This window comes from Gardnerella sp. DNF01141, assembly GCF_049244255.1.
GTDB classification, from domain to species: Bacteria; Actinomycetota; Actinomycetes; order Actinomycetales; family Bifidobacteriaceae; genus Bifidobacterium; species Bifidobacterium vaginale_E.
Map to the genome: position 1 here is coordinate 106604 of NZ_CP058391.1, position 13439 is coordinate 120042.

At 42.0% G+C, this 13439-nt stretch carries 10 protein-coding genes, 1 tRNA gene and 1 riboswitch; of the genes, 7 read left to right on the top strand and 4 right to left on the bottom strand.

What is annotated here, in order from left to right; genetic code table 11:
- Window positions 1-11: 11 nt before the first annotated feature.
- Both pth and mfd read left to right on the top strand, forming a co-directional pair.
- A complete protein-coding gene (gene pth / locus HXT35_RS00350; protein WP_421788054.1) occupies window positions 12-611 on the top strand; it encodes an aminoacyl-tRNA hydrolase in 600 nt (199 codons plus the stop codon).
- Window positions 601-4185: a transcription-repair coupling factor gene (gene mfd, locus HXT35_RS00355; RefSeq protein ID WP_421788056.1), complete on the top strand. Its 3585-nt coding sequence runs from the start codon at window positions 601-603 to the stop codon at window positions 4183-4185. Before pth ends, mfd begins: the two co-directional genes overlap by 11 nt.
- 76 nt (window positions 4186-4261) lie before the next feature.
- On the opposite strand, the gene HXT35_RS00360 is transcribed toward mfd, so the two are convergent.
- From HXT35_RS00360 to HXT35_RS00370, 3 genes are all read right to left on the bottom strand, one after another.
- Window positions 4262-5077: an ABC transporter ATP-binding protein gene (locus tag HXT35_RS00360; RefSeq protein WP_421788058.1), complete on the bottom strand. Its 816-nt coding sequence runs from the start codon at window positions 5075-5077 to the stop codon at window positions 4262-4264.
- Between the two features lie 27 nt (window positions 5078-5104).
- The gene (locus HXT35_RS00365; protein ID WP_421788060.1) at window positions 5105-6109 is read right to left on the bottom strand and encodes an ABC transporter substrate-binding protein; all 1005 of its coding nucleotides are present in this window, start codon (window positions 6107-6109) and stop codon (window positions 5105-5107) included.
- A gap of 56 nt (window positions 6110-6165) precedes the next feature.
- On the bottom strand, window positions 6166-6987 hold the full coding sequence (locus tag HXT35_RS00370) for an ABC transporter permease (RefSeq protein ID WP_004128096.1): 822 nt from the start codon (window positions 6985-6987) through the stop codon (window positions 6166-6168).
- Window positions 6977-7092, bottom strand: a riboswitch (TPP riboswitch). (Overlaps the previous gene by 11 nt.)
- 148 nt (window positions 7093-7240) lie before the next feature.
- Between HXT35_RS00370 and eno the strand changes: the two genes are divergently transcribed.
- From eno to HXT35_RS00395, 5 genes are all read left to right on the top strand, one after another.
- Window positions 7241-8536, top strand: coding sequence for a phosphopyruvate hydratase (gene eno, locus HXT35_RS00375; protein ID WP_004128100.1), 1296 nt, complete (start codon window positions 7241-7243; stop codon window positions 8534-8536).
- A 195-nt stretch (window positions 8537-8731) separates the two neighbouring features.
- A complete protein-coding gene (locus tag HXT35_RS00380; RefSeq protein ID WP_004128103.1) occupies window positions 8732-9646 on the top strand; it encodes an L-lactate dehydrogenase in 915 nt (304 codons plus the stop codon).
- Between the two features lie 167 nt (window positions 9647-9813).
- Window positions 9814-10290 carry an FtsB family cell division protein gene (locus HXT35_RS00385; RefSeq protein WP_004128105.1) on the top strand — a complete coding sequence of 159 codons (477 nt, stop codon included), beginning with the start codon at window positions 9814-9816 and terminating at the stop codon, window positions 10288-10290.
- Between the two features lie 54 nt (window positions 10291-10344).
- Window positions 10345-11997 carry a DUF501 domain-containing protein gene (locus HXT35_RS00390; RefSeq protein ID WP_050543268.1) on the top strand — a complete coding sequence of 551 codons (1653 nt, stop codon included), beginning with the start codon at window positions 10345-10347 and terminating at the stop codon, window positions 11995-11997.
- 126 nt (window positions 11998-12123) lie between these two features.
- Window positions 12124-12207 (top strand) — tRNA-Leu (locus HXT35_RS00395).
- A 195-nt stretch (window positions 12208-12402) separates the two neighbouring features.
- Here HXT35_RS00395 and HXT35_RS00400 read toward each other — a convergent pair.
- Window positions 12403-13308 carry a hypothetical protein gene (locus HXT35_RS00400; protein ID WP_004128110.1) on the bottom strand — a complete coding sequence of 302 codons (906 nt, stop codon included), beginning with the start codon at window positions 13306-13308 and terminating at the stop codon, window positions 12403-12405.
- Window positions 13309-13439: the final 131 nt, after the last annotated feature.

A 13439-nucleotide genomic window follows, 5' to 3' on the forward strand; every position in this document is an offset into this window, starting at 1 on the left:
GTGGGTATACCATGGCGTCGGATTTTTGGCTTATTGCTGGATTAGGAAATCCTGGAACAAAATATGAGGGAACACGCCATAACATGGGTTTCATGGTTGCGGATGTGCTTGCTGAACGCTGGTCTGTTCAGTTTTCCGATCATAAAGGTCTTTCTAAACTCGGCAAAGGTGTTATGAATCTTGATGGTCGAACTGCTAAGTTCTTCCTTGCCAAACCCTTGACATTTATGAACAATTCAGGAGCTGCTATTTCATCTATAAGCTCCTACTATCAGATTGAGCCAAATCATATTGTGATTATTCACGACGATATGGATTTAGATTTTGGGCGCATTAAAGTAAAGGCCGGCGGTTCTGCAGGCGGACATAATGGAATTAAGTCTATTGATCGCTCTCTTGGAACACAGCAATATGCTCGCGTTCGAATGGGTGTAGGTCATGCTCAGCGCGGTGCTCATTCACACGATAATACTGTTAATTGGGTGCTTGGAGGTTTTGCTGGAGCTCAAAAATCCGAGCTTCCAAACTTCTTAGCAGACGGAGCAGATGCTGCAGAAAGTGTTATTTTCCACGGGCTAGCAGAAACTCAGGAGCATTTTAATGGCCGCTGATAACAGGTCAATAAGAATGGTTGCAAAAAGCTTAAAAAATATTGAAACAGAAGAATCATCAATCAATTTGCATGATATTTTGCTAGATTTATGCAGTAAAGATGAAATATTTAGTGCATTATCGAAAAATAATATTGATTCAATTAACGAGTTTCAAAAAACTGCAGAAAGTGGCGAGCTTAATATTGCAGCGCCTCTTGGAGTGCGACCGGCTCTTGCAGCTTCTCTTGCAGAGAATATGCCTGTTGTTGTTATTGTTCCTTCTAGCAAAGATGCGGCAGATTTCACTGAATCTCTTCGTGACTGGTATAGGGGGAATCCGCAAGACGTTGCTCAACTAGAGGCATGGGAAACTTTGCCTCACGAGCGTCTTTCACCTCGCGCAGATACTGTTGCGAGCAGAATCTCAGTATTTCGTAGGCTTAAGCATCCAGAAGAAGGTAGTTCTTTATTTGGGCCGATTCGAGTTCTTGTTCTTCCTGTTCGATCTCTTATTCAGCCAGTTGTTTCAGGACTTGGAGACGTAGATCCGCTAGTTTTTGGGTGCGGAAAAGAACTTTCTATTACAGACGCAACTAAGCGGTTGGTGGAAAATGCTTATACGCGCGTTGATTTGGTTATGGAGCGCGGAGAATTTGCTGTTCGAGGCGGAATTATTGACGTATTTGCGCCAACAATGACACATCCAGTGCGTATTGAATTTTTTGGTGACGAAATTGACACAATGAAGCAATTCCATGCTTCAGATCAGCGCACATACGGAAATAATATTGAAAAACTTTGGGCAACTCCTTGTAGAGAACTGCAACTTACAGAGGAAATTTGTAAGCGTGCGCGTTCGCTTATTGGCAAAATTCCGAATGCTGATGACATGCTTGAGTCCATTGCAAATTCTATACCGGTAGAAGGTATGGAATCCTTGCTGCCTGCATTAGTTTACAACATGGAATCAGTGCAAAGTATGTTGCCAAAACATGCCGTTATTATGCTTTCCGATCCGGAAAAATGCAGAATAGCAGCAGAAGATGTTACGTCCACTGCAAACGAATTTTTGGCAGCCAGCTGGCATGTTGCAGCTTCAGGATTAGGTTCTGGCGCTCCTATTACTTTTGATCAAGCTAATTTCTTAGATTTTGACGAAACTGTTTCTGCATTAGAATTTTCTAATCATGATGTTTGGAAATTAACATCATTCGGCGTAGACGATACGCTTGCAGGAAATATCTCTTTACCTGTTAAAGCTCCTGAAGAATTTAGGGGAGATTCTTCGAAAGTTTCAGGCGGAATATCATCTCTTATAGATGACGGTTTTGATGTAACTATTACTGCAGCAGCTTCTGGTACTCTTTCTAGATTAAGAAGAGCTGTTAGAACAACAGGAGTTGCAAACTTTACTACAGTACGTTCTTCTTTAAGCGACGGTTTTATTGATGCAAAAGCGCGTATAGCTGTGCTTACAGAGCGCGATTTAACTGGTAAATCTTCTGCTTCAACACAATTAAAAACGCCAAAACGCAGGCGCAAAGCAATCGACTTAATGGAGCTAAAGCCTGGAGATTTTGTAGTACACGAGCAGCATGGTATTGGTCGTTTTATTGGCATGAAGCAGCGAAATATTGCAGTAACTGGTGGAACTGCAACTCGTGAATATTTAGTAATCGAATACGCGCCAAGTAAACGTAACGCTCCTGCAGATAAATTATTTATTCCAACAGATCAGCTTGATTTAGTTAGCAAATATATTGGTGCTGAAATACCAAAACTTAATAAGCTTGGAGGCTCGGATTGGGCTCAAACTAAGGCAAAAGCTAAAAAGCATGTTCACGAAATTGCGGAAAATCTTATTAAACTTTACTCCGCGCGTCAGCAGTCTCGCGGTTTTGCGTTTAGTAAAGATACTCCTTGGCAAAAAGAGTTGGAAGACGCATTTCCTTACCAAGAAACTGCCGATCAGCTGACAACTATTGATGAAGTAAAAGCAGATATGGAAAAACCAATGCCGATGGATCGCTTAATTTGCGGCGATGTTGGTTTTGGAAAAACTGAAATTGCGTTGCGTGCAGCTTTTAAAGCTGTTCAGGATTCTAAGCAGGTTGTTGTTCTGGTTCCAACAACATTGCTTGTTCAACAGCATTACGAAACTTTTACGAATCGTTTTGAAGGATTCCCAGTAAAAGTTGCTGCAATGAGTAGATTCCAAACTGCTAAAGAAATTGACGAAACTTTGAGCGGGCTTCAAGACGGAAGCGTGGACGTTGTTATTGGAACTCATAAACTTTTGAACCCGAGTATAAAATTCAAAGATTTAGGTTTAGTCATAATAGATGAAGAGCAGCGTTTTGGCGTTGAGCATAAGGAAACGTTAAAAGCTTTGCGCACAAACGTTGATGTATTAAGTCTTTCAGCAACGCCAATTCCTAGAACGCTTGAAATGGCTGTAACTGGTATTCGTGAAATGTCTACACTTGCTACGCCTCCAGAAGACCGTCTTCCAGTTTTGACTTATGTTGGCGCTTATGAGGATTCGCAAGTATCAGCTTGTATTAAGCGAGAATTGTTGCGCGGAGGACAGGTTTTTTATGTTCATAACCGCGTAGAAGATATTAGTTCTGTTGCAAACAAAATTAACGAGCTTGTGCCGGATGCGCGCGTTGCTATTGCGCACGGAAAAATGGGTGAAAAGCAGCTTGATGCTGTAATTCGCGATTTTTGGCATAGGGATATTGACGTGCTCGTGTGCACTACGATTATTGAAACCGGTCTTGATATTTCTAATGCGAATACGCTTATTGTTGATCATGCCGACAGATTTGGTTTAAGCCAATTGCATCAGCTTCGCGGGCGAGTTGGGCGAGGACGTGAGCGCGCATACGCTTACTTCTTGTATGATCCAACTAAGCCAATGACTCAGCAGTCTCACGATCGTCTTGCAACTATTGCTCAGCACACGGCTTTAGGCTCCGGTTTTGATGTTGCTATGAAAGATTTGGAACTTCGAGGAACTGGAAATCTTCTTGGTGATGAACAAAGTGGGCATATTGAGGGAGTCGGTTTTGATCTCTACGTTCGCATGGTTTCAGAAGCTGTTGAGAAGTATAAGGAACCAGAACGTGTTCAGCCTGTTTCGGTAACTATTGATTTACCTATTGAAGCTTCGATTCCGGTTGATTATATTGCTTCCGACAAGCTTCGTTTGGAAGTGTACCGTAAGCTTGCTTGCGCAAGTAATGATGACGATTTGAAGGATCTTCACGACGAGTTGTTGGATCGTTTTGGTGAGCCGCCTGAAGCGTTTGGCGCGCTGTGTGATGTTGCTCGCTTGCGTTTTAAGGCTCGAGAGCTTGGTATTACGCAAATTAGCTCTCAAGGAAAAACAGTGCGAGTTGTTGGCGTCGATCCAAAAGAGTCGTTGTGGATGCGTTTGCAAAGAATTTACCGCGGAGCAAAGTATCGTCCTCTTACTCATATGCTTATTATTCCAGCGCCTTTTGAATCTTCGCTTGGAACTAGCGCAATGAGTGAGCACGAAATACTTTCATGGGTGCGTCAACTTCTTGAAGATTTAGCTTGGTGAATTAGCTTGTGTTTATTTTATAAATAAAGGCGGCCGCTTATTTTGCAGTCGCCTTTATCAATTTTTTCGAGTTTACTTATTGTAACGCTTCTCTAAGCTCATCTTCTATTTCACTATGATTTATAGGACGATTTTGAGCATCAAGATTCTCGCGATTAATATGCCATTGCTTATAAATCTCACCATTTTTAATCATAAGAATTCGGTCAGAAAGTCTCACAGCTTCCGCAATATCGTGCGTAACCATAAGCGTGCTCCAGCCGTATTCAGATTGAAGCTTATTAAGCAAATCTTGCATATCGAATCTAGTAAGAGCATCCAAAGCACCAAAAGGCTCGTCAAGCAACAATAATTCAGGATTTCTAACTAAAGCTCTTGCTAAAGATACGCGCTGCTGCTGGCCGCCAGAAAGCTGAGATGGCCACTTGTTATCGTAGTCTTCAAGCTGCATTTGGCAAAGCGCTAAATGCGCAATATCCTTAAGCTCTTGCTTACTTGCTTCCATACCAAAAACAACATTTTTGCTCACAGAAAGCCAAGGTATTAATCTCGCATCCTGGAAACCAATAGCCTGACGACTTGTGGCGTAAATGCTGCCTTCGGTAGGAGTAAGAAGTCCTGAAATTATTTTCAAAAGCGTCGTTTTTCCGCAACCGGATCTACCAATAAGCGACACAAATTCGCCTTTTTTAATTCTCATCGTAATGTTTTTCAATACGAAAGAAGAATTAGTTGCAGAATCGTTTTCTGTATTTTTACTTTCTGAAGATGCGAAAGAAATACCAAGATTCTCCATACTAACGCAGTAATCACTATCGTTAATATTCGATTCGTAAGTAGATTCTTCCAAAACTTCAGCATTGTGACGCTTATGAAAAATGCTCTTAAACATAGTCGTATTTTAGTTAGGTAATAGCGTTTACTTGCTGCAGTCCATTACAGAATCATCCAAATTCTTTGGAGCCTGCTTAATCAAACCGTACTTAACGTATTCTTTAGCTTGAACTTTCATCATTTCCAAGCCTTTAGCGTCGATTGGTCTAATCGTTGGATTATCAAACTTTTCAATCTGCTTAATAATAGTGTCAGAAGCTCCAAGTTGCTTATAAGCGTTGCCAATAACATTCTTTTCCTTGTGAGACTTCTTTGCTTCGCGCACAAGAGCCTTATACATTTTCTTCACAAGCTCAGGATGCTTCTTAGCGAAGCTCTTGGAAACAATATGAATAGTAACGTTCATATTGCCATACTTCTTAGCGTTTACAAGCAACTTAGAACCAGGAGTAGTCATAGCTGCTGCAAGATTCTGGTCGAAGGAAGAAATTGCGTCAATCTGTCCAGAAGAGAAAGCAGCCTGGAAGTTTCGAGGATTCATCTCAACTTTATGAACTTTAGAAACGTCTAAACCGCTTTTATCAAAAGCGCGATGAAGCATGTAGTCGCCAGTGTCTCCATTGTGAATAATAGCAACTTTCTTTCCATACAAGTCTTTTAAGCTTTTTACGCCGCTTTTTGCAGATGCTACAATTCCCTGAGAATCACCATTATAGTATTCGAGTGCAAAAGCAACCCAAGGCTGACCTTCGGCAATAAGATCAATAAAACGGCCAGTTCCTGTAGTTGTTGCGTCTGCGCTACCGCTCATTACTGCAGTAAGTCCATCAACTGGAGTGTAAGGACCAGTGTAAGTGACTTTAGACTTTCCAAACTCTTCCTGCAAGAACTTTTCGTTCTTCAATGTAGTTAAATAGTTTGCTGTAGAAAGATAAGCAACACGCATAGTGCCAGTATCTTCTTTTGTAGAAGACGCGTTGCTTGAAGATTTCTGAGCGCTTCCGCATGAAGCTAGTGCAACTGCTGTGCAAAGAGCACACAATGCGCAAATAGCACGCTTGCTTGCGCTTTTTAATTTGAAATTAACCATAGTTGGCTCCTTTTTTGTGTTTATTATCTTGTGTTTCTTGTTTATTGTGTTTATTTTTAGGAAATTCTTCGTTCTGGCATGAATAAGTATTCGAAAATATTTGCCGTAATTTCGGATCCAAGACCTGCAATTGCGTACATAATTATGCAAGCCATCATCTGATCCGGCCTAAAGAATTGTTGCGCTCTCGAAAGAATATAGCCGATTCCAATAGAAGAATTAACTGTTTCGCAAGTAACTAAAGCAACCCATGCGACGGAAATAGAAAAACGCAATCCAGTCATAAAATTAGCAAGAGTTCCGCGCATAAAAATAGTGGTGAAAATAGTAGATTTTTTAATATGATAAGCCTTAGCTAGTTCAATAAGGCGAGGATCAATATTACGAACACCATCGCGAATATTTACATACATAGGGCCAAAAACGCCCACTGCAATAAGCATAATCTTCATAAGCTCATCAACGCCAAGAAAAATAATAAGAAGAGGAGCTAGAGCAGGGAACGGTATTGAACGTATCATGTGGCTAGGCTTGTTTATTATTGTTTCGCCTATTGCGCTTCCTCCAGAAAGAATTCCGGCAGGAAGTGCAAACGCAATACCCAAAAGAAGACCTGCAACAACCCTAAAAACGCTTATTGCAAGAGACGGCCACAGTATTCCCTCATTGTGTAAATCTACAAAAGCTTTAATAACTTCGAAAGGTGAAGGCAAAGCGCGGTTTTCAACAGGACCGAGTGTAATAATAAACCAGCAAAAAACTATAACTATTGTAGAAATCCAAGCGATAAAAGATTTTAATGGCTTATTTGCTTTTTTATTCGCTTGCTTCCTGTTTGCAATACACTCAGTTTTTCGCTCGCGAAAGTGGATATTCATCCGACATCCCTTCGATAGTACTAGCTATATCAGGTTCGACGGGTATATTCTCAGCAATATCCGCAAAATCATATGAATGCGCAAGTTGCACCCCGTGTCAGTTCGCTATTATGGCGCACGGGCATGGACAAAACGCACAAATTCGCGACACGTGAACGTTCTCGGCATAAACACTTGCAAATACAATGTAACGTCCATAAAACGCACTAGTCTTAAAAGAGTCATCACAACCCATAGGTATAAAGGAGTAGTTGTGGCAGCTATTGAAAGCGTATATGCACGCGAAATTTTGGATTCTCGTGGAAATCCTACTGTTCAGGTTTATTTGGAGACCGAAGATGGCGCTCAGGGTGTTGGTTTAGTGCCTTCTGGTGCTTCTACTGGTGAAGCAGAAGCTTGGGAGCGTCGCGATGGCGACAAGTCCCGTTATCAGGGCAAGGGTACGTTGGAAGCTGTTAAGGCTGTCAACGAAGTAATCGCTCCTAAGGTTATTGGCATGGATGCCACCGATCAGCGCGCTCTTGATGAAACAATGATTGAGCTTGACGGAACGCCAAACAAGGGCAAGCTTGGTGCTAACGCAATTCTCGGCGTTTCCCTCGCTGCTCTCTACGCTGCTGCTGAGTCTGCTCAGCTTCCGTTGTACCGCTACATCGGCGGTACCAATGGTCACATTCTTCCAGTTCCAAACATGAACATCATGAACGGTGGTGCTCACGCTGATTTTGCAACCGATATTCAGGAATACATGATTTCCCCTTACGGTTTCGCAACCTATAGCGATGCTTTGCGCGCTGGTGTTGAGGTTTATCACACCTTGAAGAACGTTTTGAAGAAGGAAGGCTTGGCTACTGGTCTTGGCGACGAAGGTGGCTTCGCTCCAAAGATGAAGTCCAATGAGGATTCCTTGAAGTACATCATGGATGCAATCGCAGCCGCAGGCTACGAGCCAGGCAAGCAGATTGGTATTTCTCTTGACGTTGCTTCTTCTGAGTTCTACAACAAGGAAACTGGTAAGTATCGTTTCGATGGCGAAGAGCGCGAATCTGCTTACATGCTTGATTACTACGAGAAGCTCATCAACGAGTATCCAATCGTTTCCATTGAAGATCCATTCCAGGAAGAAGGCTGGGATGATTGGGCAGAAATCACCAAGCGTCTTGGTGATCGTTTGCAGTTCGTTGGCGATGATTTGCTCGTCACCAATCCAAAGCGTTTGGCTAAGGGTATTGAGCTTGGTGCAGCTAACTCCTTGCTCGTGAAGTTGAACCAGATTGGTTCCGTCACCGAAACCCTCGACGCTATTGAACTTGCAACCAAGAATGGCTTCACCTCTATGGTTTCTCACCGTTCTGGTGAAACCCCAGACACCACAATTTCTGATCTTGCCGTTGCTAAGAACACCGGCCAGATTAAGACTGGTGCTCCTGCTCGTGGCGAGCGTATTGCTAAGTACAACCGCTTGCTTGAGATTGAGGAAGAGCTTGGTTCTACCGCTCAGTACGCTGGTTACAGTGCATTTAAGGCTTGCAAGAAGTATATGAAGTAACTTTCTACTTTTAAGTAACTTAAATCTTCTTAAGTCTTTAAGTTTAAACGGTCAGTCGTGTTTTCGGCTGGCCGTTTTTTGTAAATATTTTTGAAAAAATCAAGACACGCAAAAAATTTTTTTGAATTTACTTTCATTCTCAGCATAATGGTGATATTTTTGTGAGAAACTCGAAACAGAAGGAGATGTTTCATTATGCGAAAAGTAGCAGTTATCGGTATGGGAAATGTTGGTGCAGCTGTTGCTCACCAGCTTGTTGTTGGTGGTTACGCCGACGAGTTATACCTGTATGACAAGAATGAAGCTAAGGTTAAGGCTGATGCATTGGATTTTGAGGATTCAATGGATAATTTGCCTTTTAATGTAAACATTACTGTCAATGATTACGATGCTTTGAAAGATGTTGAAGTTATCGTAAGTGCTATGGGTAATATTAGACTTTTAGACGTTCCAAATCCTGATCGTTTCGCAGAACTTAAACATAATCGTGTTCAAGTTGAAGAAGTTGGCGCAAAGATTAAAGCTTCTGGCTTCCATGGTGTTTTAGTTGATATTACGAATCCTTGCGACGCTATTTGCCAGCTTTATAAAGAAACAACTGGTCTTCCTTATGAAAAAGTTATTGGCACTGGAACTTTGCTTGATTCTGCAAGACTTCATCGTGCTGTTGGTAAATTCTTCGGAGTGCATCCAAAAGCAGTGAAGGGCTATAGCTTGGGTGAGCATGGCGATTCGCAGTTTGTTGCATGGTCAACAGTTAAGGTTCTTGAACAGCCAATTGCTGAGCTCGCAAAAGAAAAGAATATTGATTTGAACGCTGTTGATGAGGAAACTCGCCAAGGCGGCTTTACGGTGTTCTATGGCAAGAAGTACACGAATTACGGTATTGCTGCTGCTGCAGTTCGTCTAGTTCATGCTGTTCTTTCGGATTCTAAAGAGCAGATGCCTGTTTCGAACTATCGCGAGGAATACCATTCTTATCTTTCTTACCCAGCAATCGTGGGTCGCGAAGGTATTGTAAAGCAGTGCAAGCTTGATCTAACTGAAGAAGAATTGCAAAAGTTGCAGCATTCTGCAGATACGATCTTAAGTAAAGCTCAAGCAAAATAATCTAAAATAATCTAAAATAATCTAAAAGTAATATAGCGATGTAATATATCGAAATATTATAAAAGTAATCTAACGAAATAATTAGGTAGTAATGGTCAGTTGCTGTTTAGTAACTGACCATTACTATTGTGTTTTTCACGTCGAATACATCAAGTAATTTAGAATGTATGGTTATGAGGAAGCGCCGTACGAAAGCAGCAGGTGAAGAAACACAGTCACCGATGCAGCAGCGTCGACTATTTTCAGGACCGCTTGTTTTTCTACTCATGGTTTTTATAGTTACAGTTGGTTCAATTGAGTGCATTTCTACAGTTAGAAATTATGCTCTAAGTTTGGCTGAACTTCACGCATTGCAGCGCGAAGAAAGTACGTTAAAAGAGCAAAAACGTACACTCGACAATAATATTGAACGCTGGAAAGATAAAGCGTATATTGCAGCTCAGGCTCGAGATCGTCTTGGTTTTGTTTTTCCAGGGGAACAGGCAGTTAGAGTGGAGCATCCTGAAGCTGTAACAGGCACATTGCCTAATGCGTTTGCGCAGGAGAATAGCGAAACTAAGAATCGTACTGTTCTACCTTGGTATAGTGATTTGATGTATGCAATACACAAAGCAGACAAGCCAGATAATTTGCCATTGCAATAAAATTACAGTAAAGCTGTGCTGGGAAAAATAAATATGCCAGAAAGTTCAAATATTATGCAAAAAAATGACAATAATCATTACTCTCCAGAAGATGCTGTAAAGCGTTTACTTAAAACGCCAGCAAGCGATGCTGAACGTGCGATTGTTCAGAAGCAGCTTGGAAGGTTTCCGAGGGGAATGGTTGCTATTGGTGCGCGCTGCGTTTGTGGCCGGCCTCTTGCGGTTATAACAAGGCCGTGTTTGCAAGATGGCACACCATTTCCAACTACTTGCTATTTAACCAGTCCCGAAGCTGTAAAAGCAGTGTCTCATGTAGAAGCAAACGGTCTTATGCGAGAATTTAACGAATTGTTGCAGACGGACGAAGTTGTTAAGAAGCAGTATGAGCAGGCACATAAGTATTATTTGGCATTCCGTCATGCATTGGCTGTTTCGTTGGGAGATAGTGAAGAGCATATTAGTGATATGAGTGCAGGTGGTATGCCTGTGCGCGTGAAATGCTTGCATGCTTTGCTTGCGCAAACCTTGGTAATGGGCAAGGGTGTGAATCCTATTGGTGACATGGTGTTGGAGAGAATTAAGGATGAGTTTGATCCAAACGTGTGCCGTTGCACAACTCCATGGAGCGATGATTCTGATGCTGAAGAAACGGAAGTTGTTTCGGATGAAAAAAATAATAGAAAAAATGTTGGTAGTAATAGTGAAGAAAAATCTGTGACTGTTGCTGCAATTGATTGTGGTACTAATTCTATTCGTCTTAAAATTGCGCAAGTTTCCGAGCATGGAATGAAAGATATTGTTCCTAGAATGCTTCGTGTTGTTAGACTTGGGCAGGGAATTGATGAAACGCACCGCTTTGCGGACGATGCTTTAGCGCGAGTTCGGGATGCTGCGCACGAATTTGCGCGAGTTTTGAAAGAGCATCCGGTTGATGCGATTCGCTTCGTAGCAACTTCTGCAACGCGTGATGCTGAAAATCGTGAAATTTTTGAGCAGATGATGGTTGACGAGCTAGGTGTTCGACCGGAAGTTATTAGTGGTACAGAAGAGGCGGCGCTTAGTTTTCTTGGAGCTACAAGCGTTGTTTCGCGCGATGATTTGCAGCCACCGTATCTTGTAGTTGACCTAGGTGGGGGTTCTACTGAGCTCGTGCTTGGAGGGGATGGAGATAGTTTGCCTGTTCACAAGGTTGCTGCTGCATATTCGATGAATGTTGGTTCTGTGCGAATGACTGAGCGTCATTTGCATACTGATCCGCCTACTGAAGACGAAATCCAAGCTGCAATTGATGATGTTGACAAGCATATTGACGAAGCTTTCAAAGTTGTGCCTGCTGGTCGCGTGCGCACTATTATTGGCGTTTCTGGAACTGTTACTACAATGGCTGCATTGACAATGGGCTTGAAGCATTATGATCATTCAGCTGTTGACGGAGTTAAAATTGGGCTTGATCAGGCGTACGCGGTTAATAACCGATTTTTGCGCATGACTCGTGAGCGTAGGCGTTCGTATGCGACGATTCACCCTGGGCGTGTTGATGTTGTTGGCGGCGGAGCAGTGGTGTGGAGCCGAGTGCTTGAACGTTTGGCAAAAGCTGCGTATGAGGATCATGGTGGTGTTTTGGATACTTTTGTGGCAAGTGAACATGGTTTGCTTGATGGCATTACGCTTGATTTGGGGCGCAGACTGCTTGGCTTAGAACGCTGAGTTGTGTTTTTGACAAGTGTTTGGTGGAGTTGCATGTTTGAAGAGCGTTTAGTAAGTGCGTGTTTGTGTTTTCGCCACGCGCTGGCTTGTTCTTTGCAGTGATGTATGGCATAATAATTGATTGCTGCCTCTGTGGCGGAATTGGCATACGCATCAGACTTAAAATCTGACGCCCTTACGGGCTTGTGGGTCCGAGTCCCACCGGAGGCACGAACGAAGCGCTGAACAGTTTTTAGCTGTGCAGCGCTTTTTTATTAACGTTGAGAAATAATGGGTTATTTCGGGTTATTTCCCAAAATGTGGCGTTATAGGCCAAAAGTGCTTAAAGCTAATCTGATGAATATTATGCGGCATAGTCACAATCCAAACGCTGTTGTCAAACGATTTACAGTGATGTGCTGAGCGTTATCGTCTGCGCCAGCGAGTGCGTCCTTCGCCATTGTCGCTGCAAACCATAGGCACACCTTTTGTTGATACAGCTTCTACTTCTGGTCCTGAGTTGCAGAAAGAACCTGGATGAACAACTATTGCGCCTGAATTTTGTGCCGTCTGTTGCTGAGGTGTTGGTGATGGAGTAGGAGCTGGTGCTGGAGCAGGGGCTGGAGCAGGAGTCTGAACATGTTGCTGTGGTTCGTTCTGTGGTGCTGGTGGTGTTGGTGTTGGAGCAGGGGTTTGATTTTGTTTAGAATCATTGCCTGTGGTTTTATTTTTATCGCCATTATTTCCATTATTGGTGGTATTGCGATTAGTATTAGAACGCACTACTTTCTTTACTTTATTTTTTCTTTTACGATTAACGCGTTTGCGCTTACGCGTTGTAGTTTTCTTTTTGCGTTTTATACCATTTTTGGTGTTTTTGCGTTTCCGATTTTTCCGATTTTTCTTCTTTTTGCGAGTCTGATTTTTCTTAGACTTTTTGTTATCAGATTTTTCTTTATTTCGTTCTTCTGCCGTTAATCCGTCTTCGTCTACTACTTCGATGTGTTTCTTTGAATTTTTGTCCTTCTTATTTTCCTTTTTGTCACTTTTTTCATCCTTTTTTCCGTCTTTATTTTTACCTTTAAAAATCGATTTCCAAAAATTTTTAACTCCGTCAAACCAGGAACCTGAGGCAATCGTTTTGGTACTATTGTCAGATTTTTGAGTTGCTGCAATGTAAGAGTTTGCTTTATTTTCGCTAGCATACGCAGTCTCGGGAGCAGCAAATAGTGATGCTGACATTGTGAGAGTAATAAGTATGCCCAAAATAGTATTTACAATAGAGCGAGTTGTAGTTTTATGCTTCGTAACGCGCGTAATCTTCTTGCTCATAAGTTTCCTATCTGTAGTTTTGCAAGCTAGGTTATACTATATTCTATTTGATTGTTATTACGTATGTTTCGTTGCTGTTTTTTTTTTATTTGCGTGTTTTATTCTGTATAAAATTTTGACAAGTTGCATTA